The sequence below is a fragment of the Vitiosangium sp. GDMCC 1.1324 genome, assembly GCF_003044305.1.
Lineage (GTDB): Bacteria > Myxococcota > Myxococcia > Myxococcales > Myxococcaceae > Archangium.
Map to the genome: position 1 here is coordinate 254,415 of NZ_PZOX01000014.1, position 23,643 is coordinate 278,057.

The following is a 23,643-nucleotide window of genomic DNA, read 5'->3' on the forward strand; positions in this document are numbered from 1 at the left end:
CGCCCTCATCGCGCACCTCGCCGTCTCCGGCGCCGCGTCACGAGGAAGCCCGCCCCCAGCACCATCGCCGGAGCAAGGAAGACGGCCGAGTAGAACCAGAGGACATCCTGCTGGCGGGTGTGTTGCAGCGGCACGTCCTCCTCGTTGGACACCGTGCCCGCCAGCTCCTCTTCGCCGAGCAGCCAGAGCACCGTGTCCACCAGCAGGTAGGGGTTGCCATAGCCGCGCGGGCCGCCATCCGTCATCACGTCCGAGTCGCCCATGGCCACCACGCGTGCGGGCGAGGCACCCGACACCCCCGCCTTCTCCACCGCCACCACCAGGGGCCAGGCCTGCCGTGGCTCTCCCTCGTCCGCGGTGAAGTCGTGGTCGAGGTCCTGGTAGGTCTCCGGGGCCGCTCGCACCGACACATCCTGGGCCACCCCTCGGGGCAGGGGCTTCACCGGCTCCAGCGCCGCCGCTCCGGAGAAGACGACCGCCGCGTCGCTGCCCAACGAGGCCAACGTCCCCACGGAGGCATGCGCGGAGAAGCTCGCCGTCACCAGGTTGCCGCGATCACTGCGCTGGTGACTCATGAGCAGGAAGCGCTGGTCATTCGCCAGGGGCACGCGCAGCAGCTTCAACCCCAACGGCTCCAGCAGCGGCTCGAAGCCGGGCCCGTCCGGCTCCAGCGCGAGCCACAGCCGCCCGCCATGCTCCAGGTACCGGCGCAGCGCGGCCCCCTCCTCCGGGGAGAAGTCCCGCTCGGGCCCCACCACCGCCACCACCGCCGCATCCCGGGGCACCTCCGTCCCCAACCCCTCCGCCATGCCCAGCGTGCGCACCTCCACGTTCAGCACCCGCAGCCATTCCTCGAGCTGCGACAGGCCGGGCCGCGCCTTCTCCAGCGCCGTGGCCGCCTGGGGCAACAGCCCCCGCTCGCCATGCCCCGCCGTGAGGTACAGCACCCGGCGAGGCCGCGACACCACCCGCAGCCGCCGGTACACGTCCTCGTCCAGCCGCTGCAACTGCCCCCGGGCAAGGTCCAGTTCCAGCGGCACCTTCAATCGCTCGAGGCGCTGGCCCCGGCTGAACACCACGGAGCCGTTCTCCCCCACGCCCAGCGCCCTGGCCCGAGCCCGCTCCACCGCTTGATCCAACACCTCCACCCGGAGATACCCGGACTCCCGGGCCAGCTCCCGGAAGTACTGCTCCAGGGCCTGCCGCACATCGTTGGCCGGGGGGAAGAAGAGCGTCACCTCCACCGGATCCGGAAGACGGCGCACCAGCAGGCGCGTGGCATCGCCCGGCCGCGCGGTCCGGAAGTACGCCAGGTCCCACGAGACGTCCGCCCGAGTGGCCACGTACTGACTCGAGAAGGCGAAGACGAGCGCGAAGGCCAGCCCCAGCCCCGAATGGAGCGCGGCGCGAATCCGGCCCGGCTCCAGCACCGGCCCTCGCGCCATGGACGCGGCCGCCATCTCCACCAGCGCGAGCGGCAGCAACGCCGTGGCGAGCAGCGAGGGGAAGAGCGCCTCGCAAACGCCCGCCAGGGAAGTGCCCGCGTCCGGCGGGAGGAAGTAGAGGGCCACCCCCAGCCCTCCCAACAGGAAGAGGCCGAGCAGCCACCGCTCCAGTCCACGCCTGTCCCCCGAGGCCCGCACCACCCTCGCCACGCGCCATGCCACCGCGAGCCCCGCCAGCGCCAGGCCCCCGCCGCTCAGCACGAGCCACCCCGTCCCGGCCCCCGCAACGCGCTCGCCGAGGAAGACGGACACCAGGCCCGCCACGTACAGCCCGGACACCCAGGGGTTGGGCCGGAGGCTCACCGCCACCTCCGCGCCTCGAGCACCCGCGTCGCGGCGAAGAGCGCCACGTAGGTGACGAGCAGGTAGTAGACGACGTCGCGCACGTGCACCACGCCCGCCTGGAAGGGCTGGAAGTGCTGGTTCCACAGCGCCAGCGCGCTGAAGATGTCCGAGAGCGGCTGCTCGGTGATGCGCGCCAACAGCCAGCACGTGAGCAGCGCCACCACCATGCACCCGGAGAGCACGGCGGCCAGCACCTGGTTGCGCGCCAGCGCCGAGCCGAACGTGCCAATCGCCAGCGACGCGCTCCCCAGCAGCAGCAGCCCCAGGTAGCCGGCGGCGATGTGGCCCAGGGACAGCTTGCCATGCACCATCACCAGCAGCGGCATGAACACCGTGGCCAGCGTCATCAGCGCCAGGAAGGCCAGCGCCGAGAGGAACTTGCCCAGGACAATCTCGTGGTCCTTCACCGGCGAGGAGTACAGCAGGGCCAGGGTGCCCGCCTGCCGCTCCTCGGCCAGCAGCCGCATGGAGATGAAGACCGAGGCCACCATCGTGGTGCCGCTGGAGAACAGGAAGAAGAGCGAGAGCACCTCCGAGGAGCGCTTGCTCACCCCGCCCAGCGCGTAGGCGTTGAAGAGCAGGCCGTCCACCGCCAGCACCATGGCGATGATGACGTACCCCTGGAAGGTGCGCAGGTAGGCCGCGAGCTCGCGGCGAGCGATGAGCAGCGTCCGCATCATGGTGCGCGCCCCTCCCCGCCATGGGTGAGCCGCAGGAAGAGGGACTCGAGCTTCTCCACTCCCCGGTCCAGCCGCAGTAGCTCCAGGCCCGCGCTCACCACCACCTGGGCCACCCTCGGCCGCAGGTCCACCGGGGCATCCACCCGGAGCGTCACCACCCCCTCCGCCTCGCCCGTCACCCGCACCGGGCCCACGCCCGCGAGCACCGCCAGCACCCGCTCCCGCTCGCCCCGCACCTCCACCTCGATGAAGCCCCCGCCCCCCAGCCGCTGGCTCAGTTCCTCCTCGGTGCCCTGCGCCACGAGCTCCCCCTCCTTGATGACCAGGAGCCGGTCACAGGTCTGGCTGATCTCCGACAGCAGGTGGCTGGAGACGAGCACCGTGTGCTCTCCCCGCAGTCCTCGAATGAGCGCACGCATCTCCACCATCTGCCGGGGATCCAGTCCGCTGCCCGGCTCGTCGAGGATGAGCAGCGCCGGCCGGTGAACGAGCGCCTGCGCCACACCCACGCGCTGCCGGTAGCCGTGACTCAGCGAGGAAATGGGCGCGTCATCCACATCGCACAGGCCCGTCTTCTCCTCGGCCTCGGCGACGCGGGCGAATACGTCGCGCGAGCCCACCCCGCGCAGCCTCGCCACGAAGGCGAGGAACTCCCCCACCCCCATCTCGTCGTAGAGCGGCGGCGTGTCCGGGAGGAAGCCGATGCGCTGGCGCACCTCGTGCGGGTGGCTCACCACGTCGTAGCCATCGATGATGGCCCGCCCCGAGGTGGGCAGCAGCACGCACCCCAGAATCTTCAGGGTGGTCGTCTTCCCCGCGCCATTGAGTCCCAGGAAGCCGATGACCTCGCCCCGGCCGATGCGGAAGGCGAGGTCCCGGATGGCCGCGTGGCTGCCGTAGTACTTGGTCAGCCCCTCGACGTGGATCATCGCGGCGTTCTTTCGCGCGGCCCGGGGGAAGTCAAGCCAGGCCGAGGCCCTCAGCCATGGCGGAAGCGCGGCCCCTCGGTCGTCTTCCCGAGCGTGAAGCGCAGGGCCTGCTCCAGCGAGGGGTGCAGGAAGGAGAAGCCCGCGCGCTCGGCCACCTCCGGGCGGATACGGGAGCTGAGCAGGAGCGTCTCCTCGCCCATCTCCCCGAAGAGGGTCCGCACCGCGGGGGCGGGCAACGGAACCAGCGCCGGCCGGGAGAGCACCTGGCCGAGCGTCCGGGCGAAGTCCTCCTGCCGCACGGGGTTGGGCGCCACCGCGTTGACGGGCCCACGCAGCGCCTCGGTGAACAGGGCGAAGTGCACCAGGCCGATGACGTCCTCGAGGGAGACCCAGCTCATCCACTGCTGGCCGTCCCCGATGCGGCCGCCCGCCCCGGCCTCGAAGGCGGGCAACATCTTCACCAAGGCACCACCCCTGGCACTCAGCACCACCCCCAGGCGCAGGTGCACCACGCGAATGCCGGCCTGCTCCGCCGGAGCGGTGGCCGCTTCCCACTCGCGGGTGACGTCGGCGAGGAACCCCTCCCCGGATGCACTGGACTCGGTGAGCACCTCGTCGCCCCGGCTGCCGTAGAACCCCATGGCCGACGCGCTCACCAGGACTCGCGGCGGACGCGCCAGGCGCGCGAGCGACTCGGACAACACCCGGGTGCCCTCGACCCGGCTGCGGCGGATGAGGGCCTTGCGCTCCGGCGTCCAACGCCCCTCGGCGATGGGCGCCCCGGCCAGGTGCACCACCGCGTCCACACCTTCCAGCGCCACCACATCCATCTCGCCCTGGCCCGGTGCCCAGGCGATGTCCCCGGCGCCGGGCCGGCCGCGCACCAGCCGCCGCACCCGGTGGCCTCCCGTGGTGAGGAAGGGCACCAGCGCGCTGCCCACCAGCCCCGATGCGCCGCTCACCGCCACCGTCAGCTGCCTCTGCCCGGCGAAGGCCGCGTGGCGCCGCAGGTCCTCGCGCGTCACCGAGTGGCGGTAGGCGAACATCCGCTCCAGCCGGTGCCGCGCGTAACCGCCGCCCACCACCCGCCCGAGCGCCCCCACCGGCAGCGCGTACTCCACGTCATCCTCCAGCACCGAGCCCCCCGACGGCTCATCCCACATGCGGTGGGTGTGGACCCAACGGGCGAAGGGCCCCGACTCCTGCACGTCCTGGAAGAGCGAGCCGGGGCTGTAGCGGGTGTGCCGCGCCACCCACTGGAGGGAGACCGGCCCCACGCGCATGCGCATCACCACCCGGGAGCCCTCGCGGATGCCGTCCCCGTGATGCTCCACCACCTCGACGGGCTCCCAGGGGGGCGTCAAGCGCTGGAAGGCCCCCTCGCGCGCATGCCAGGCGAAGACCTCCTCGGCGTCCACGGGCATCTGGCTGCGAGCCTCGAACACCTGCGACTTGCCCATCATCCCCTCCGGGGGCCAGATTGCGCCCGACAGGCATGCTTACCTCGGACATCCTCACCCAGGCAGTGGAAACGCTCCGGCGCGGCGGCGTCATCGCCCTGCCAACAGAGACGGTTTATGGGCTGGCGGCCAATTGCGAGGACGAACTCGCCGTGCGCCGCGTCTTCGCCATCAAGGGGCGCCCCGCCACCCACCCCCTCATCATCCACATCGCCCGCGCCGAGGAGCTGCCCTCCTGGGCCCGCCAGGTCCCCGAGGACGCCTGGCGTCTGGCGAAGGCCTTCTGGCCGGGGCCCCTCACCCTGGTCCTCCCGCGCACCCCGCGCGCCACGGATGCCGTGACGGGGGGACAGGACACAGTGGCCATTCGAGTGCCGAACCACCCGGTGGCCCTGGCCGTGCTGGACGCGCTCGGGGGCGGAGTGGCCGCGCCGAGCGCCAACCGCTTCGGCAAGGTGAGCCCCACCACGGCGGAGCACGTGCGGGCGGACCTGGGAGACGCGGTGGACCTCATCCTCGACGGAGGCGCGTGCACGGTGGGCGTGGAGTCCACCATCGTCGACTTGAGCGGCCAGGAGCCGGCGGTGCTGCGGCCCGGAGGCCTGGCGGTGGAGGAGATTGAACGCGTCCTGGGGCGCCGGGTGCCGGTGCGGACCTCGGCCACGGTGCGCGTCTCGGGCAGCCTCGCCTCGCACTACGCGCCCCGGGCGGGGGTGGTGCTCTCCGAGCCCTCGGACGTGGTGTCTCGCGTGAAGACCCTCCAGGCCCAGGGACAGAGCGTGGGCGTGCTGGGCCCACCGAGCCTCGCGTTGCCCCCGGGAGTGCCCCGGTATGACGTGCCGGAAGACCCGGCCGGTGCGGCGCGAGTCCTCTACACACGGCTGCGCGAGGCGGATGAGCGGGGCCACGACGTGCTGGTGGCCTGCCTCCCCCGCGCCGAGGGCCTCGGCATCGCGGTGAGGGATCGACTGGCCCGCGCCGCCGCCCCCCGGCCCCCTGAAGGCTGACGCGGAAGATGCATTCCGAGACGCCACGCACCGGCGTCCGATGAGCAGTACCGCGCGGGAGCGCCCATCCCACCACCGGGTGTGAGCGGTCATGTTACACTGCGCCACCTGGGAGGTGGTGCGCATGAGCGAAGCCGGAGCGGGCAGGCCCGTGGACGAGCAGGAGCGGCAGCGGGTGTCGCGGCACTTGCGGATGCGGCAGCTCGTGAATGATTCGCCAGAGGAGCACCTGCCCCAGGTGGGCATGAAGGTGGCCGGCTACCGGATGGAGGCGAGGCTGGGCACCGGCGGCCAGGGCACGGTGTTCCGAGCCCGGCGCAAGGGCCGGCTGTTCGCGGTGAAGTGCATCTTCCTGCCGCGTGCGGAGCACCGGGCCTGGCGCGAGCTGGAAGTCATGGTGAAGCTGTGGGACGCCGGAGGCCTGCCGCTGGAAGGACATGGCCTGTGGCCCGCCCACGAGCCCCTCTTCCTCTTCCTCGTCACGCCCTTCGTGCGCGGGCTGCCGCTGGACGATTGGGCCCGGGAGCACAACCCCAACACTCGCGTCGAGCTCTACCAAGTTGGTGAGCACCGAGGGCGTGCAGCTGCGGGTGCTGCGCGTATGGCCGTCGGAGCCCCTTCTGCCCGAACAAAGGTGGCAGCTCGCGGTGGTGGCTGAGGCCACGGCAGAGCAGCTGCGGGGGACCTTTCTCCTCCGGCTGGGCGAGGCGAATGGGCCGCGCACCATCACCGTGCGCGGCGTGACATTCCCGTGAGCATGGGGGCAATCCTGCCTGCGCGGCTGCGACCAGGCTGTCAGCATGGCTCGACCTCGGACCACGGGAGGAGCGGAAGTACCGCGAGCATCGTTCCGCCACGGATGGAGCGCTTCTACCCTGTCAGGCTGGCCATTCCACACAGGAGGTGGGCCATGACATTCCGCCAGACGGGCGCCGTTCTGCTGATATTGCTGACCGCGTGCGCGAGCACGACGCGCTACCAGCCCCAAGGCGAGCCCCCGGACTATACGGCGAACACTCAGTGGTACGACGTGGACGACGTCGAGCCGGGCGCCGTGGCGACGTGTCCGGTGCCGGTGGACAAGAGTGAATTCCAGCGTGCGATCCGGCAACTCGCCCGTGAAGTCCGGTGGGACACCCCACCCCAGGAGGCCGCCCGAGCGCTGTTGAAGGAGGGACTGGAGGGGGAGTGGGTGGCGGAGGTGTACCGGGGCCGCGTCCTCACCCTGGTGCCCCAGGAGGACGATGGCCCGCTCGCCCCCCAGGAGGCAGAGGCAATGAGGGGCGAGTACGCGGGTTGGTGCCAGGCTCGGGGTGGAGGGGACTGCCTGGGCCTGTACGCGGACGGTCCCTACCTGCGCGCGGACGACCGGCGCACGCTGGCCTTCGCCCTGGCCTTCAGCTCCGTGCTGGACGAGACGCGCGAGGCCCTGGTGCGCGAGGTGCTGGACCCCCGGGCGGTGGTGGCCACGCTGGCCTGGACGGGAGCCATGTACCTCACCATGTGGCTGGTCCCCGAGCCGACCACCAAGGCAGTGGCCGGGGTGCTGACCGTGGCCATGATGTGCTGGCTGGGGGCGGACGCGCTGTGGGGCATGGTGTACGGGTGGGCCCGGCTGGCCTACCGAGCCCACGAGGCACGCACCTTCACCGAACTACATGAGGCCGGGCGGGAATACGCCAAGGCGATGGGGGAACACGCCGCGCGGGCGCTGGTGATGGCGGTGGGGGCAGCGATGGGGAGCACGGCGGCGCAGGTGGCCCGGCGGGTGCGCGCACTGCCAGGGTATGCACGAGCGCTGGTGCAGGCCGAGGCGCAGGGCGTGCGACTGGAGGCGATGGCAGAGGTGGAGGCGGTGGCGGCGACCTCGGAGGGCCGCTTCTCGGTGATGATGCGCGGACGACGGGGCGGGGCGGCGCGGCGAGCGCGGCACCGAAGCCGCAGGGTCCTTCCGTCACCACCGTCATGCGCCACCGGGGCGGCAACCAGCAGGTGGTACTCAGCAATGGCCAAAGGTGGCACTTGCCGCGCGGCAAGTCACCCAAGGACATTCCCGCGTCGGACCCGCTGGGGGACGAGCTCCAGACCGCTGCTACTCGGATAGCCAAGAAGTGGGGGCCAAACAGGCTCACCCGTGAAGAGAAAGACGCCATCCAGAAGGCCCTTGAACAGGGTGAACATTTCCAGGCCTCCCGGCTGGAGGGGCAAGCCCGGGGGCGCTGGGTAGAGAAGCAGCTGAAGCGCCAGTTCGGGCACCTGGAATGGAATTCCCAAGGGGTCGATATCACGGGGCCCAACGGGTCCAAGTACCACTATGAGGTGCTCGCCGGGACGACGGATAATTTCGGGCGCCACGGTCGCCGGATGTCCGACGTCTTTTTCCGGATGATCTCCTTCTGACAAGGGATGCTGAAGCACATGAACATCATCTACAAGAATCGGGAGATGGAGGACGACAAGTTGGAACTGACCGACAAGACGGTCAATTACTATCTTGGTCCGAACCTCACCCTGCGGCACTGCACGATCATCGTCCGTGTGCCAGCGACGCAATTCCTCATCCTGCCCACGCGCTTCATCGACTGCACCATCGAGGTGAAGCAGGAGTTGAAGAACCATCAAGACTGGGTAAGTGCGTCCCTGAAAGGCTGTCGGTTCACGGGGAGTCTGCGTGGGTGCGATTTCGGCCACTGGCCCCACTTCGCAGAGGGGTGGGAGCACGGAGCCATTGAGGACTGCGACTTCTCTCAGGCACGCCTGGACGCTTGCCGCTTCCACGGTTGTGATACCAGCACGTTGCGCTTCCCTCCGTGGCCCTGCTTCACCTTCCTGGACCCTATTGGTAGGAGCCGCGAGTTAAACAGCGTCGAGTGGCCGGGACTCTTCGGGAGCGTCGTCGTGAAAAACCTGCACACCGATCCTCCATCCACCGTGGCCCTGACCTACCATGCCCCTTCCGTTGCGAAGCGATTCGAGACCACCGCCGAAGAGCTCAAGGCCGTCCTCGAGAAGCTCGACGGCATCGTCTACTGACGCAGACGAGACTCTCTCCAGCACGGAATCAAACCGGGCGAAGCGCTCAAGGCTGTCATTGAGGAACTCAGCTGATTTGCCCACGGGTGCAGACACAGTGGGAGTCCGCGCTTCACACCTGACCGTCTTCACCCATTGAAGACAGCCATCGCCGAAGCAAGCTCCCCGCGCAACAAGACCTGGAGCCACCACACCCGCTGCGCTGCCCGTCCCCGGATTGCACCGCGCGTCTCCACTCCCAACCGGTGGGACTCGAGCGCCTCCCCGCGTCCCCGCGCGCTGCTGGAGCTCCCGCATGGCACCATCGCATCGCACTCCAGACTCCGGACGCCGCCCCGGACGACCCCACCTCTCCCACATTCCCCGCTCCCCCAGGTGGCCCCCCCTCTCTCCCCCTTCACCTCGGGTGAACCACACCTCGCGTGCACCTGGAGGGCGGCCTGCCGTAGACTCCTGGACACTCCGGAATCCGGAGTCCCCTTTGCCTCCACCCCAGGAGCCCCTTCGTGAATCGGCGCCTCATCGGCCTGCTGGCCGCCCTCTGTCTCACCTCCGCCTGCAAGGAGGAGCCCGTCGGCAAGATGGAGCCCATCCCCCGTCCGCCCGACATGCCCGCCGCTCCGGCGAAGAAGGCCGAGGCGCCAAAGCCCGCCCCCGCCCCCGAGCCGCCGCCGGACCCCTCCAAGGTGACGCTGCGCTGGAAGCTCGACGCCCCCACCGCCTTCCGCCTCACCACCACCGCCTCCGAGTCCGCGCCGCCCCCTCCGGCCCCCAAGGGCAAGAAGGACAAGGCGCCTCCAGCCCCCGCGGCCAGGCAGAGCGAGACGACCGCCATCTTCGTCCTGCAGAAGACCGAGTCCGGCGACTACGCCTTCCGCATCGTCCCGCAGGGACCGGGCGGTGAGGCGGATCAAGGCACCATGAGCGAGCGCGGCTTCGTGCTGGACGGACTCTCCGGGCCGCTGCGCAACACGGCGGTGCTGGTGCTGGAGTTGCCGCGTGACGCGGTGGGCCAGGACGCCGCCTGGGCGCTCGGGACGGACCTGGTGGACATGGGCTCCGTGCCCAACTTCGTGGAGAAGAAGGCCGAGCGGCGCAACCAGGTGAAGCTCACCGCGCTCACCCCCGGCGACAATGGCGAGCAGGTGGCGACACTCGAGTACGACCTCTCCGAGACCATCTCCGGGCAGTTGCGCCCCTCCCGGCAGAGCCTCCCCAAGCCGCCGAAGCTCGAGGAGGCGCACGCCAAGAAGGGGGCGGACAAGCACGATGACCACGACGAGGACGAGACTCCCGCCGGGCCCCCAGCCGCCTCCGCCGGAGTGCAGGTGAAGGGCCGAGGCGAGTTCCTCGTGAAGGCCGGCCGCTGGCGCTCCTGGGAGGCCACCATCACCACGAGCATCGAGGGCGCCACCCTGCCCGGCACGCTCAATGGCGAGCGCAAGCTGCGCCTCACCCCGCTCGACTCGGTACCGGCGGACCTCCTGCAGCCGCAGGCGAAGAAGTAGCCACCGCCTCCGACTCACCGACGAGCCGCACCACGGCGTCCACCCAGGCCGGGTGCGCGTTGAGCGAGGGGACGAGGGTGAGGGACTCGCCCCCGCTCGCGAGGAACTGCTCGCGTCCCCGGATGGCCACCTCCTCCACCGTCTCCAGGCAGTCCGCGACGAAGGAGGGGCACATCACCGCCAGGCGCTTCACCCCTCGCGCGGCCAGCTCCGGCAGCACCACGTCCGTGAAGGGCCGCACCCACGGCGTCCGCCCCAGACGGGACTGGAAGGACACGCTCCAGCCCTCGGGGGCCAGTTCCAGCCGCTTCGCCAGCTCCCGCGCCGTGGCGTAGCACTGGGCCCGGTAGCAGTGGCGGTTGGCGTCCGTGAGCGCATCACAACACCCCGCCGAGGCCAGGCAGTGCGAGCCGGACGCATCGGTACGGCGCACGTGGCGCTCGGGCACGCCGTGGAAGCTGAAGAGGACATGGTCCGCCCGGGCCTCGGAGATGACGGGGCGGGCCACCTGCGCGAAGGCGTCCAGAAACGCGGGATGGCCGTGGAAGGCCGGCACCGCGCGCACGTTGGGCACATCCCAGGGCTCGGCCAGCACCTCGTAGGCGCGCGCCAGCGAGGAGCCCGAGGAAGACGGGGCCTCCTGCGGATAGAGGGGCAGCACGGCGAAGTCCGCCACGCCTCGCGCCCGCAACCGCGCCACCGCGTCCGGCAGCGAGGGGTTGCCATAGCGCATGGCGAGCTCCACCTCGTACTGGCCGGAGAGCCGCTCGGCCACCGCCGCCGCCAGGGCGCGCGAGTACACCATCAGCGGCGAGCCCTGCTCCATCCAGACAGTGCGGTAGGCGTGCGCGCTCCGGGGCGAGCGGAAGGGCAGGATGATGAAGTTGAGCAGGAACCAGCGGCCCACCGGGTGGATGTCCACCACGCGCGGATCACTCAGGAACTCGCGCAGGTAGCGGCGCACCGCGCCGGTCTCGGGGGCATCCGGCGTGCCCAGGTTGACCAGGAGCAGTCCCTTGCGTGGGGGCGTCATGTCCGGTCAGTGCAGGGAGTGGGGCTGGGTGAGGGCGAACTCGCCAATCCGGGCCTCGAACTGGCGACCGTCCGGCCGCTCCATCGTGTAGGAGCCCCGCATGGAGCCGAAGGGCGTGCGCAGCTGGGCCCAGCTCGTGTACTCGAAACGCTCTCCGGGCCCCAGACGTGGCTGCTTGCCCACGACGCCCTCGCCCTTCACTTCCTCCACCTTCCCGGTGGCGTCGGTGATGATCCAATGGCGGCTGCGCAGCTGGGCCACGTCCTGGCCCGTGTTGACGATCTCCACCGTGTACATGAAGGCGTACTGGTGGGACTCCGGGGCGCTCCGCTCCGGCCAGAAGTTGGGCTTGACGGTGATGCGGATGCCTTCGGTGGTGACGGAGGACATGCCGCACAATTGGCTGGCTCGGCGCCCGGACGCAAGCCAAACGAAGCGCCCCCCCAGGGGCTCAGGGCTTGATCCCCTCCCGGTCCTGCGGGGCCTGCGCCGGCTCGGCGGGCTCCTGGGGTGCCTCGACCTTGGGCCAGATGAGCGACGCCACGATGGAGGCCACCAGGATGCCGCCGATGATGCCCAGCGACAGCCCGATGGGGACGTGGATGTCGAAGAAGACGATGAGCATCTTCATGCCCACGAAGCCGAGGATGGCGCCGAGGCCCACCTTGAGCAGGTGGAACTTCTCCATGAGGCTCGACACCACGAAGAAGAGCGAGCGCAGGCCGAGGATGGCGCACACGTTGGACGTGTAGACGATGAAGGCGTTCTGGCTGATGCCCAGCACGGCGGGGATGGAGTCCAGGGCGAAGAGCAGGTCCGTGGCCTCCACCACCATCAGCACCAGGAAGAGGGGCGTCACCTTGCGCCGGCCGTCCTCGAGGATGAAGAAGCGGCTGCCCTGCCCTTCGCGCGCCACCGGCAGCATCCGCCGGGACAGCCTCACGATGAAGGTCTGCTCGGGGTCCGCGGCCTCGTCGTCGTCCTTGGAGAAGGCCATCTTCGCGGCGGTGAAGACGAGGAAGGCGCCGAAGATGTAGAGCAGCCAGTGGAAGCGTTGAACGAGCGCGGTGCCGGCCAGGATGAGGGCGGCGCGCATGACGAACGCGCCGAGAATCCCCCAGAAGAGCACGCGGTGCTGCACCTCCAGCGCCACCCGGAAGTAGGCGAACACCATGAGGAAGACGAAGAGGTTGTCCACCGAGAGCGCGTACTCGATGACGTAGGCCGTGACCCACTCGGTGGCCTGGCGCGTCGTCCAGAAACCGGAGTACCAGACGCCCCAGCAGAAGAGCAGGCTGAGGACGATCCACACCACCGTCCACGCCCCCGCCTCCTTGGGCGTCACCACGTGCTCTTTGCGGTGGAAGAGGCCCAGGTCCAGGGCCAGCATGGCCAGGACGAAGACGTTGAAGCCCACCCAGAGCGCGACTTGTGTGTTCACGAGCGTGTTTCCCTGACCCGGCGGAGACGGCGGACGCCTCCCTATAGCGGTCAGGCGCCCCGCCGTCGATAACCTTGAACCCCAAATGCCCGAGGGGTGTCTACTCCGTGGCCGGGCGGCGCAGCACCACCAGGGACCGGCCGGACATCCGCACCGTGCCTCCCGCGGGTGTATGGGGGTGCAGGGACACGCGGGACTGCCCGGTGTCCACCACCTCCTCCCAGTCCGCTCCCCACTCGATGGCGGGGAGGTGGAAGGTGATGGGTTCGTGGTGCGCATTCATCAGCACCAGGAGCGTGTCCCCGACGATGCGGTTGCCCTCGTCGTCTGGGGTGGCGATGGCATCGCCGCCCAGCAGGAAGGAGATGGAGCGCACGTAGGGCTTCTCCCAGTCCTCCTTCTTCATCTCCTGCCCATCTGGGCGGAACCAGGCCAGATCCTTCAGCTCGCTGTCCCAGATGTGGGATCCGCGGAAGAACTTGCGCTTGGTGAGCACCGGCTGCTCCCGGCGCAGCCGGCTCAGCAGACAGGTGAACTCCAGCAGCTCGCGCTGGGACTCGGTGAGGTTCCAGTCCACCCAGGAGAGCGCGTTGTCCTGGCAGTAGGCGTTGTTGTTGCCGCGCTGGGTGCGGCCCAGCTCGTCACCGGCCAGCAGCATGGGCACGCCCTGGGACAGGAAGAGCGTGGCGAGGAAGTTGCGCTTCTGCTGCTCGCGCAGCGCGTTCACCTCGGGGTCGGATGTCTCGCCCTCGATGCCGCAATTCCACGAGTGGTTGTCGTTGGCGCCGTCCCGGTTCTCCTCGAGGTTGGCCTCGTTGTGCTTCTGGCTATAGGTGACGAGGTCGTGCAGGGTGAAGCCGTCGTGGGCGGTGATGAAGTTGACGCTCGCGGTGGGCTTGCGGCCGCTCAGCGCGTACAGGTCCGACGAGCCGGTGAGCCGGTAGCCGATCTCCGCGGCCTGCCGGTCATCGCCCTTCCAGTAGCGGCGGATGGTGTCGCGGTACTTGCCGTTCCACTCGCTCCACAGCACGGGGAAGTTGCCCACCTGGTAGCCGAAGTCGCCCACGTCCCAGGGCTCGGCGATGAGCTTCACACAGTTGAGAACCGGATCCTGGTGCACCATCTGGAAGAAGGCGGCGCGGGTGTCGTAGCCATGCCGGTCCCGGCCGAGGGTGGTGGCCAGGTCGAAGCGGAAGCCATCCACGTGCATCTCGCGCACCCAGTAGCGCAGGCTGTCCATGACGAGCTTGAGCGCGTAGGGGTGGGTGGCGTTCCACGAGTTCCCCGTGCCGGTGAAGTCCTGGTAGTAGCGCGGATCCTTCTCCTGCAGCCGGTAGTAGGCGGAGTTGTCCAGGCCCTTGAGGGACAGGGTGGGCCCCAGGTGGTTGCCCTCGCAGGTGTGGTTGTAGACGACATCGAGGATGACCTCGATGCCGGCGCGGTGGAGCGCCTTCACCATGGACTTGAACTCGGAGACCTGACCGCCGAGCGAGCCCGAGGAGCTGAAGCGCGCGTCTGGAGCGAAGTAGCCCAGGGTGCTGTAGCCCCAGTAGTTGGTGAAGCCCTTGTTGACGAGGAAGGGCTCGTCCACGTGGGAGTGGACGGGCAGCAATTCCACGGCGGTGACACCCAGCTTCTGGAGGTGGTCGATGATGGCCGGGTGGGCCATGGCCGAGTAGGTGCCGCGCTGGTGCTCGGGGATGGCGGGGTGGAGCTTCGTGAGGCCCTTCACGTGGGCCTCGTAGATGAGCGTGCGGTTCAAGGACACGCCAGGAGGACGGTCCCCCTCCCAGTCGTAGTCATCGGTGAGCACCACCGCCTTGGGCACACCGTGGGCGCTGTCGCGCGTGTCGAAGCTGAGGTCCTGCTCCTCGTCCCCGGGCACGTAGGCATAGAGGGGGGCGGAGAAGTCCACCTTCCCGTGCAGGGCGCGGGCGTACGGGTCCACCAGCAGCTTATGCGGGTTGAAGCGCAGCCCGCGCCGGGGCTCGTAGACGCCGTAGGCGCGCAGGCCATAGAGGGTGCCCGGCTCCAGCCCCGGGATGAAGCCGTGCCACACGTGCTGGGTCTGCTCCGGCAGGACGTAGCGGCGCAGCTCGCGCGAGGGCTGCTTCGGGTCGAAGATGCAGACCTCCATCTTCCGCGCATGCTCGCTGAAGACGGCGAAGTTGACTCCACTGCCAAGGTACGTGGCGCCCAGGGGATACGGCTTGCCCGGTAGCACCTCCGCCCGCTTCATCCATCGCTCCTCTCCAACAGCACCAGCGGGAAGCCGGCCAGCAGCGGTGACAGGGGCAGCACCACGCTACCCGCCTGACGCCCCGGCCGAACCTCCTGCCCGGTGAATACGTCCCGGAACGTCATGCTCGCATAGGACTCGGGCAATTCCAGGGACGTTTCTTCATAGGCCGCTGTGAATCCCCCCGGGGACTCCAGGGCGGAGAGCGTGTAGCGCGGTGCGGCGGCGATGACCACGGACTGCGCGTGCTCGCGGGCGAAGGCCACCACCGCATCCGCGCGCGGGCCCACCGGATGCAACTCCCGGTACCCGCCCCGATGGAAGAGGGCCGCCTGACGCTGGCGCAAGCGCAGGGCCTCGGCCAGGACGAAGAGCTTGATGCGGCCATCGTCCATGTCCGCCACCAGCCGGGCGCACAGCCCGAGCCGATCCCCCTTCGCCTCCGCGTCCAGTGCCGCCAGCAACCGGTCCCGGAGGCCGTAGTCCACCGGGCGGCGGTTGTCGGGGTCCACCAGGGACAGGTCCCAGAGCTCGCAGCCCTGATAGGTGTCCACCACCCCGGGCGAGGCCAGCTTCAGCAGGAGCTGTCCGAGCGCGTTGTGCTGCCCGGCCCGCTCGATGCGGCGCATGAAGGCGCGCAGATCCTCGAGGAAGGCACGGCCACGGTCCTCGTCGAGGGAGGCCTCCACGAAGCGGGACACGCCCTCCTCGTAGTCCGGGTTCGGGTTGGTCCACGAGGTGCGGACCTTCGCCTCCTTGATGGCCTTGAGCATGTAGTCGCGGATGCGGCCGCGGAAGTCCGCGAGCGCCTCCGGGGAGAGGGATGGGCCCATGGGCCAGGCCCCCACCACCGTCTGGTAGAAGAGGTACTCGTCATTGCGGGACGGCGCGGGGCCACCGGGCAGCTCCGTGCGGAAGTCCTGCGTCAGCTGCGACCAGCGCTCCACCCGCTGGCGCCACTCCCCGGGCAGCTCGGAGAGGACATGGATGCGAGCGCGCACGTCCTCGCTGCGCTTGGTGTCGTGCGTGCTGGTGGTGAGCATGCTCGCCGGCCAGTGCGCCCCGCGCTCCTGGTTGCGGACATGAAAGACCTCGGTGGTGGTGCCGAACTGCTCCGGCTCCCCGCCCACCTCGTTGAGCGAGACGAGCCGGTGGTACACGTAGAAGACGGTGTCCTCCAGCCCCTTGGCCATCACCGGGCCCGTCACCTGCTGCACCTTCATGGCGAAGGCCAGCATCTCCGCCCGCTCGTGGGGCCCCAGGTGCTCCGGGTAGCGCCGCAGCAGCACGTCCCCCAGGAAGTCGAAGATGCTGGCGTTGACGGTGGCGTTGCGCGCCTTGGCGTGCCGCAGGGTGTCCTGGATGTAGCGCACGTCGCGCTCGTCCAGCTCCGGCCGCCAGTCATCCACGTAGGTGCGGTACACGGGGAAGAGCGCGATGAACTCCGCCAGCGCCCGCCTCAGGCTGTTGAGCGTGAAGTCCCGCGTGCGCCGGTTCAGCTCCGAGATGCGGTTGAGCCGGTGCGCGAGCATGTTCAGCTCGCTCGCCATGAAGTCGCGCAGGACGAGGCGCTTCTTCTGGTGGACCAGCTCCTCGAAGTCCGGCGCCTCGCCGATGAAGCGGTGGTACGTCTCCGTCAGCGCCGCCTCGGCGTCCGGCCGCACGAAGACGCCCCCCACCGCGTTGGCGAAGCGGTAACCCGTGGTGCCATGCACCGCCCAGTCCTCGGGGATGCGCTCGCGCCCGCCTTGAATCTTCTCCACCACCACGTACAGCGCCTTGCGCAGCGGCGAGTCCGCGTGGGTCCCCGTCTCCGCCTGCCACCGCTCGCGCAGCCGCTGCTCCACCTCCGGCCAGAGCCCCGGTTGCTCGCCGTGCTCGGCCTCGAAGAGGGCCCGCGCCCGCTCCACGAAGTACTGCTCCTGCAGGTTGAGGAAGTAGGCCGTGGGATCGTAGAGCCCGTCCGGGTGGTCGATTCGCAGCCCAGTGACACACCCCTGGCGCAACCAGTCGAAGATGCGCTGGTGGGCCTCGGCGAACACGTCCGGGTCCTCCACTCGGATGGCCGCCAGCCCGTTGATGTCGAAGAAGCGGCGGTAGTTGATCTCATCCCCCGCCACGCGCCAGTGGGCCAGCCGGTAGCTGCAATCCTCCAGCAGCGCATCCAGCTCGTCGAAGGAGCGCGCGTCCCCGGGGTTGCCGTTGAGCGCCTCCACGTTGCCGGCGATGTGGCCCGCCACCTCGGGGCTGGCCCCGGCCAGGGCGGACAGGCGGCGCTTGATGACCTCCTTCTCGCGGTTGCGCTCGATGAGCTTGGCGCGCTCGGTCTCCGTGCGCGCGGGCAGGTGGCTGATGGCGGTGAGGATGGAGTGCAGCTCGGTGAGGTGCGGGTGCTCCGCTCCCAGCCGGGCCTCCAGCTCCTCCAGGTTGCGCCGCAGCACCCGCCCGTACTGCCGGGGAGCCAGGGGCAGCAGGCGGTCGTAGTAGTGGACGAAGAAGGCCCCACCCCGGAAGCCCAGCCTCAGCTCGCCCCGCTCCAGCACCACCCCGTACTGGTCCCCCAGCACCGGCAGGAGGACCTTGCCCTCCAGCTCGTCCTTCACCGGATTCCAGTCGATGTCGAAGAAGCGCGCGTACAGGGACGCGGGGCCATTCTCCAGCACGTCGAACCACAGCGGGTTGAAGGCATCGATGCCCATGTGGTTGGGCACCACGTCCAGCACCTGGCCGAGCCCGTGCGCGCACACGGCGGAGCAGAAGGCCGCGTGCTCCTCGGGCGAGCCAACCTCCGGGTTGAGCTGCTTGTGGTCCACGCAGTCATAGCCGTGGGTGCTGCCCGGGCTCGCCTTGAGGTAGGGCGAGCAGTACACGTCCGTCACCCCCAGCCGGGCCAGGTAGGGCACCACGTCCCGCGCCGCGGTGAAGGGAAATCCTTTGTGCAGTTGCAGACGGTAGGTGGACAGCGGCATGGCCCGTCCCAGCAACTCCTCCCGCACGCGCGCGTACAACGTCCCGGCCAGGGCCTCCACGCCCGCCTGGCCCACGTCGCCTCCCGGCACAACCGTCCCCTCGAGTCGCATACGGCTCAGTCGTAGGGCCGCCCGGCCCATCTGACCACCTCGGAGGCGCTCTTCCGCACGCTATCCAACGCTCTCCGGGCGTTCGAGCCCTCGAAAGTGCAGAGGGCCCGCCACATGGTGGCGAGCCCTCTAGCGACAGCACCCGGTGGGACCGGTGATCCGGTTCAGCTCAGGTTCTTGTTCACCAGCGCCGTCATCTCGAACATGGTGACGGACTTCTTCCCGCCGAAGATGGGCTTGAGCTTGTCATCGGCGTTGATCTGCCGCTTGTTCTTCGCGTCCTGAAGGTTGTTCTTCTTGATGTAGTCCCAGATCTTGCTAACGACCTGGGTGCGGGGCAGCGGCTTGCTGCCGACGATCTCCGCCAGGGCGGCAGACGGAGTCATCTCCTTCATGAACGCCGCGTTCGGCTTGCGCTTGCCAGCCGCAGACTTCTTGGCGGCGGGAGCCTTCTTCGCGGCGGGAGCCTTCTTCGCGGCGGTGGTCTTCTTGGCGGCCATTCTGTTCGGATCTCCTCCCCCTGTTCGAGTGTCCGGGGGCGTTGCACGGCTTGTTCACACCCAGAGCCGTCGAGCGCCTAGTACCACGCCCGAGGCCGAAAAACAGCCCTCCGCTGCATTTTTCCCTCTGAGGGCTGAGGGGAAAATAGTGGTTCTCCCTCGGAAAGGAAGAGTGTTTTCTCTGGGGAAACACACCATGGTGAACAGAGTCGTCTCCGGCGAGGACGGTTTTTGGGCCTCCGCGCGAGGGCGCGTGCTCGTCGCGCGGGGGCACGAGGAGGCCTGTTCACGGCATCCCGGAAGTGACGTCGCGAGTCTGGTGGGGTGGCAGGACGAGAAGGCGGCGCGAGCGTGAGGGACGCATGCGTCCTGGCCCTCCTGGATGGCGCGAAGACGAGGAGGACGCCGTCCAACCTATGAAGTGGGATGGTTGGGAACGAGGCCGGGGGCATCGCTCTCGTGTCCGTGGATGGGCTGCGGGTGCGTGCCGCGGCCCCCCGAATCAGGGGCCGGAGACCCCGAGCGCCTGCTCCGCCTCGAGCGGGTGCCGAGAGGCCCACGGCAGGAGCTGGGCAGCCCCCCCAGGCTGATGCCGTCCTCCACCAGACGGCCGGTGAGGGTGCGCCTGGCCGATGTGGACGGGGTGGGTGCCATGCTGCCCGGCCTGGACAGGAGCGAGCGTCAGGTCCGAACGGCGGCCAGGCTTCCGAGCTATGAAAGACGTGAGCGGCGCTGGGAGTGGGGTGCGTGCCCTGTGGAGGCTTCACGCCCGGTGGGCATCCAGGCATCATCGGACGCAGTGCGTCGTACACGTGGTGAGATGACCTCCTACGACTCCAGCGTCCCCACGTGCCTGGGGTATCGTTGGCCGCAAATCGCGCATGGCTTCAGACAGCACGTTCACTTCTCCGACCAGTCCCCAGTCCGGGGGGGGCTCCGCTCCACCCCCTCTGCCGCAAGGCGGGACCGTCCTCGCTGGCCGTTTCCGCATCGAGGAGCTGGCGGGCCGTGGCGGCATGGGCTCCGTCTTCCGCACCACGGATCTCCAGACCGGTCAGACCGTTGCCCTCAAGCTGCTGCACACCGTGAGCTATCCCGAGGTCACCCACCGCTTCAACCGTGAAGCCGTGCTGCTCTCGGAGCTGCGCCATCCCGCCATCGTCTCCTACGTGGCCCATGGCACCTCCGAGGAGGGCCAGCCCTTCCTCGTCATGGAATGGCTCGAGGGTGAAGACCTCTCACACCGGCAGATCCGCCAGCCGCTCGGGCTGACCGAGGCCCTGACGCTGGTACGCCGCGTCGCCGAGGGACTCGCCATCGCCCACCGGCAAGGCATCGTCCACCGCGACATCAAGCCCTCCAACCTCTTCCTGCGCGGAGGCAATCCCGAGAACGTGGTGGTGCTGGACTTCGGGCTGGCGCGCTACACCCTGCCCACGCTGGGGGGGGTGACCCGGACCGACATGGTGCTGGGAACGCCAGGCTACATGGCACCGGAGCAGGCCTCTGGCCAGTCAGAGATTCCTCCCTGCGCCGACATCTTCTCCCTGGGCTGCGTGCTGTACGAGTGCCTCACGGGTCAGCCCCCCTTCAAGGCGCCCCACTTCTCCGCCGCGCTGGCGAAGATCCTGTTCGCCGAGGCGCCCCCCCTGAACGCGCTGCGTCCGGGCCTGCCCTCGGGACTGCAGGGGCTGATGGACGGCATGCTGGCCAAGGACACCCGGCGGCGGCTGCCGGATGCCACCCATCTGCTCGAGGCGCTCTCGGCGCTCGACTCGCTCCCCGAGATGTCACCCCCCCGCGCCGTGGGAGGGCTGCGTCCCACCAGCCTGTTCGATGCCGAGCGGCAGCTCGTCAGCGTCCTGCTGGTGTCGCTCCCCGCGCGGCCCGCGGACGAGCAGGAGGAGCAGCGGAAGAAGGGGCTCGCACTGCGCGACTCCATGCGGGCGGCGCTCGCGCCCTTCGGAGCCCGGGTGGAGCGGCTGGCGGACGGCACGTTGGTGGCCACGCTGACGCCGGACCGGGGGACCGCCACCGACCAGGCCGCACTGGCCGCGCGCTGCGCCCTCACCCTCAAGGACCGCTGGCCCGAGGCCGCGGTGGTGCTGGCCACCGGGCTTGGAGTCATCGACGAGCACCTGCCGATGGGCGAGGCCATGGACAAGGCGGGCCGGCTGCTGCGCCAGCTCGAACAGGCACCCATCCGCGCCGTCGTGATGCTGGACGAGGTCACCACCGGCCTGCTCGGGCCCGGCTTCCAGCTCTACCGCTCCAACACGGACGTCTTCCTGCTGCGCGCCGAGCAGTTCAGCGCCGACACGTCCCGGCCACTGCTGGGCAAGCCCACCCCGTGCGTGGGCCGTGAGCAGGAGCTGGCCCTGCTCGAGTTCACCCTCTCCTCCTGTTACGAGGAGTCCTCCGCCCGCGCCCTGCTGGTGACGGCGCCTCCGGGCACCGGCAAGTCCCGCCTGCGCCACGAGTTCCTGCGCCGCATCGAGCGCCGGGACCAGCCGGTACTCGTGCTGCTGGGGCGTGGCGAGCCCATGAGCGCGGGGGCCTCCTACGGCCTGCTGGGCCAGGCCCTGCGCATGCTGTGCGGCGTCGTCGAGGGTGAGGACGCCGAGTCCCACCGCGCCCGCCTCACCCAGCGCTTGTCCAAGCACCTGCCCCCCGCCGAGGCGAAGGAGACCGTCGAATTCCTGGGCGAGCTGTGCGCCCTCCCCTTCCCCGACGACACCAATCCCCGCCTGCGCGCGGCGCGCGGTGACCCTCGGCTGATGAGCGCCCAGGTGAGCCGCGCCGTGGTGTCCTTCCTCAAGGCCGAGTGCGCCCATCACCCGGTGCTCCTGGTGCTGGAGGACCTGCACTGGAGCGATGCGCTCACCATCAAGCTGGTGGACGAGCTGCTGCGGGAGCTCGCCGAGCAGCCCCTCCTGGTGCTGGCACTGGCGCGGCCCGAGGTGAAGACGCTCTTCCCGAGCCTGTGGTCACGGCGGCTGCAAGAGGTGCCGCTGAGCGGGCTGAGCCGCAAGGCCAGCGCCCGGCTGGTGCGCGAGGTGCTCGGGTCCCAGGTGCCCGACAACATCGTCCAGAAGGCGGTGGAGCAATCGGACGGCAACGCGCTCTTCCTGGAAGAGCTCATCCGCATGCTGGCCGAGGGGCGCGGAGAGGTGGTGCCGGAGACGGTACTGGCGGTGCTCCAGGCGCGCTTGATGCGGATGGAGCCGGGGGTCCGCCAGACGCTGCTGGCCGCCAGCATCTTCGGCCGCACCTTCTGGTCGGGCGGCGTGAAGGAGCTGCTGGTGTGGCAGGGCTCGGGCGAGAAGTTGGAAGAGCACCTGCGGAGGCTCGTGGAGCAGGAGGTCATCGAGCCCCAGGCCGACAGCCGCTTCCCCGCGGAAGCCCAGTACCGATTCCGCCATGCGCTGGTGAGGGATGCCGCCTATGGCCTGGTGCCCGAGAACCACCGACCCATGGGTCACCGGCTGGCGGGCGACTGGCTGGAGCGGATGGGTGAACCAGAGCCGCTGGTGCTCGCCACGCACTACCAGCGCGGCGAGTTACTGGTGCGCGCCGTCCATCTCTACATCCAGGCCTCCGAGCGACTCTTCGAGCGCAATGATCTCCCGGGAACGCTGCAATGCGTGGACTCGGCGCTGGCGTGCGGCGCGAGGGACGAGGATCTCGTCCGGCTGCGCGCGTTGCAGGCCGTGGCGGCCTTCTGGGGGGATGACCTCGCCCGGGCGCTGGAGCTCGGGGGCCCGGTGCTGGATGAGCTGGGGCCGGGGAGCCGGCTGTGGTGCTGGGTGGTGGGCGGCCTGGTGGTCGCCGATGTCTATTCGGGCCAGCAGCCGGGACAATCCGCCCGGCTGAGCCAGCTGCTGCTGAGCACCACCCCACAACCCGAAGCGGTCTCGGCCTACTACTGGGCCGTGGCCTGCCTGGGCCTGGCGCACGTGCTGTCCGGGGCTCGCTGGGAGGCCCAGGCCGTGATTGAGCGGCTGTGGGAGATGGTCGCCGACGGCATGAACCCGGGCTGGGCCCGCTACATCCAGGCCTTCTTCCATTTCCGCTTCGAGGCCAAACCCTGGCAGGCCTTCCTGCAGGCCGAGCAGGGGATGCGGGACTTCCGCGAGCTCGGCCTGGAGCGCGACGCGCTCATCCTGCAGACCATCTCGGGGATGGCCCTGGCGGCGCTGGGGGATGTTCCCGGCGCCGTGGAACGGATGCGGGACGTGCTGATCGTCAGCCAGCAGTGGGGGGCACACCTGGCCAATGGCGCGGCCCAGAACTTCCTGTGCCAGGTGATGGCCGACAGTCCCGACCTGGAACACCGGCGCGAGGCCCATGCCCAGGCACGCGAGTGGGTGGTGGGCGCGGAGAACGGCTATGCCTACCGGCAGGGCACGGTGCACGCCGTGCTGGCCAAGGTGATGACGGACAGTGGCGAGCCGCGCGAGGCCGAGCCCTATGCGCGCAAAGCGTGTGAGCTGCTGGCCATGCACCAGACCGAGCTGATCCACGCGCGCACGTACCTGAGTGCCACGCTGCTCGCCCAGGGACGCGCCGCGGAGGCCCGGCAGGAGGCGGAGGTGGGCGTGCGGCAGTTGGAGCAGATGGGCAACGCGGGCGTATATGCGGTGGCCATGCACCTGGTGCTGGCGGAGGCCTGCTTCGCTCAGGGAGACGTCCGCGCGGGAGAGCTCGCCTTGCGCGAGGCCCTGCGGTGTGTGCGGGACCGGGCCAACGACATCACCGACCCGTCCCTCCAGGAGCGCTTCCTGCGCCAGGTGCCCGAAAACGCCCGCACCCTCGAGCTCGCCCGTCAGCGCTGGGGCGGCTCTGTGGAGTAGAGCACTCGCGCCGAGAAGAAACGCGCTGCG

Annotated in this window: 17 protein-coding genes; 7 read left to right on the forward strand and 10 right to left on the reverse strand. The window is 69.7% G+C overall.

Translation table 11 applies throughout. The features are described from left to right. Nucleotides 1-5 precede the first annotated feature (5 nt). The 4 genes from DAT35_RS34815 to DAT35_RS34830 are packed head-to-tail and all read right to left on the reverse strand — an operon-like array spanning nucleotide 6 to nucleotide 4,919. On the reverse strand, nucleotides 6-1,808 hold the full coding sequence (locus DAT35_RS34815) for a Gldg family protein (RefSeq protein WP_233261902.1): 1,803 nt from the start codon (nucleotides 1,806-1,808) through the stop codon (nucleotides 6-8). Next, nucleotides 1,805-2,530, reverse strand: coding sequence for an ABC transporter permease (locus DAT35_RS34820; protein WP_233261903.1), 726 nt, complete (start codon nucleotides 2,528-2,530; stop codon nucleotides 1,805-1,807). The genes DAT35_RS34815 and DAT35_RS34820 overlap by 4 nt, the downstream gene beginning before the upstream one ends. Next, nucleotides 2,527-3,459, reverse strand: coding sequence for an ABC transporter ATP-binding protein (locus DAT35_RS34825; protein ID WP_108073374.1), 933 nt, complete (start codon nucleotides 3,457-3,459; stop codon nucleotides 2,527-2,529). Before DAT35_RS34825 ends, DAT35_RS34820 begins: the two co-directional genes overlap by 4 nt. A gap of 50 nt (nucleotides 3,460-3,509) precedes the next feature. After that, entirely contained in the window at nucleotides 3,510-4,919 is a 1,410-nt protein-coding gene (locus DAT35_RS34830; protein ID WP_108073376.1) for a TIGR01777 family oxidoreductase, read from the reverse strand. 35 nt (nucleotides 4,920-4,954) lie between these two features. On the opposite strand from DAT35_RS34830, the gene DAT35_RS34835 reads away from it, so the two are divergent. From DAT35_RS34835 to DAT35_RS34860, 5 genes are all read left to right on the forward strand, one after another. Next, nucleotides 4,955-5,926, forward strand: a complete 972-nt coding sequence (locus DAT35_RS34835) for an L-threonylcarbamoyladenylate synthase (protein WP_108073378.1) — start codon at nucleotides 4,955-4,957, stop codon at nucleotides 5,924-5,926. Nucleotides 5,927-6,050: 124 nt separating this feature from the next. Further along, on the forward strand, nucleotides 6,051-6,584 hold the full coding sequence (locus DAT35_RS59345) for a hypothetical protein (RefSeq protein WP_158502034.1): 534 nt from the start codon (nucleotides 6,051-6,053) through the stop codon (nucleotides 6,582-6,584). Between the two features lie 252 nt (nucleotides 6,585-6,836). After that, on the forward strand, nucleotides 6,837-8,030 hold the full coding sequence (locus tag DAT35_RS62180; RefSeq protein WP_199243085.1) for a hypothetical protein: 1,194 nt from the start codon (nucleotides 6,837-6,839) through the stop codon (nucleotides 8,028-8,030). A gap of 314 nt (nucleotides 8,031-8,344) precedes the next feature. Then, nucleotides 8,345-8,959, forward strand: coding sequence for a pentapeptide repeat-containing protein (locus DAT35_RS34855; protein ID WP_233261904.1), 615 nt, complete (start codon nucleotides 8,345-8,347; stop codon nucleotides 8,957-8,959). A gap of 506 nt (nucleotides 8,960-9,465) precedes the next feature. Continuing rightward, on the forward strand, nucleotides 9,466-10,467 hold the full coding sequence (locus DAT35_RS34860) for a hypothetical protein (protein ID WP_108073391.1): 1,002 nt from the start codon (nucleotides 9,466-9,468) through the stop codon (nucleotides 10,465-10,467). On the opposite strand, the gene hemH is transcribed toward DAT35_RS34860, so the two are convergent. The 6 genes from hemH to DAT35_RS34890 all read right to left on the reverse strand — a co-directional run bounded on the left by hemH (nucleotide 10,412) and on the right by DAT35_RS34890 (nucleotide 18,760). After that, nucleotides 10,412-11,500 (reverse strand): ferrochelatase, encoded by a 1,089-nt coding sequence (gene hemH / locus DAT35_RS34865; protein ID WP_108073393.1) that lies wholly within the window; start codon nucleotides 11,498-11,500, stop codon nucleotides 10,412-10,414. The two genes, DAT35_RS34860 and hemH, sit on opposite strands and share 56 nt — an antisense overlap. Before the next feature lie 6 nt (nucleotides 11,501-11,506). Next, nucleotides 11,507-11,890, reverse strand: a complete 384-nt coding sequence (apaG, locus tag DAT35_RS34870) for a Co2+/Mg2+ efflux protein ApaG (RefSeq protein ID WP_108073395.1) — start codon at nucleotides 11,888-11,890, stop codon at nucleotides 11,507-11,509. Between the two features lie 61 nt (nucleotides 11,891-11,951). Beyond that, on the reverse strand, nucleotides 11,952-12,941 hold the full coding sequence (locus DAT35_RS34875; protein ID WP_108073397.1) for a TerC family protein: 990 nt from the start codon (nucleotides 12,939-12,941) through the stop codon (nucleotides 11,952-11,954). A gap of 100 nt (nucleotides 12,942-13,041) precedes the next feature. Then, nucleotides 13,042-15,180 carry a glycogen debranching protein GlgX gene (gene glgX / locus DAT35_RS34880; RefSeq protein WP_108073399.1) on the reverse strand — a complete coding sequence of 713 codons (2,139 nt, stop codon included), beginning with the start codon at nucleotides 15,178-15,180 and terminating at the stop codon, nucleotides 13,042-13,044. Next, nucleotides 15,177-18,260, reverse strand: coding sequence for a malto-oligosyltrehalose synthase (gene treY, locus DAT35_RS34885; RefSeq protein ID WP_199243086.1), 3,084 nt, complete (start codon nucleotides 18,258-18,260; stop codon nucleotides 15,177-15,179). Before treY ends, glgX begins: the two co-directional genes overlap by 4 nt. 164 nt (nucleotides 18,261-18,424) lie before the next feature. After that, the gene (locus DAT35_RS34890; RefSeq protein WP_108073401.1) at nucleotides 18,425-18,760 is read right to left on the reverse strand and encodes an SWIB/MDM2 domain-containing protein; all 336 of its coding nucleotides are present in this window, start codon (nucleotides 18,758-18,760) and stop codon (nucleotides 18,425-18,427) included. A gap of 196 nt (nucleotides 18,761-18,956) precedes the next feature. Here DAT35_RS34890 and DAT35_RS59355 point away from each other — a divergent pair, with 196 nt between their 5' ends. Then, entirely contained in the window at nucleotides 18,957-19,115 is a 159-nt protein-coding gene (locus DAT35_RS59355; RefSeq protein ID WP_158502036.1) for a hypothetical protein, read from the forward strand. Nucleotides 19,116-19,641: 526 nt separating this feature from the next. After that, a complete protein-coding gene (locus DAT35_RS34895; RefSeq protein ID WP_108073403.1) occupies nucleotides 19,642-23,613 on the forward strand; it encodes a serine/threonine-protein kinase PknK in 3,972 nt (1,323 codons plus the stop codon). The last annotated feature ends 30 nt before the right edge of the window (nucleotides 23,614-23,643 follow it).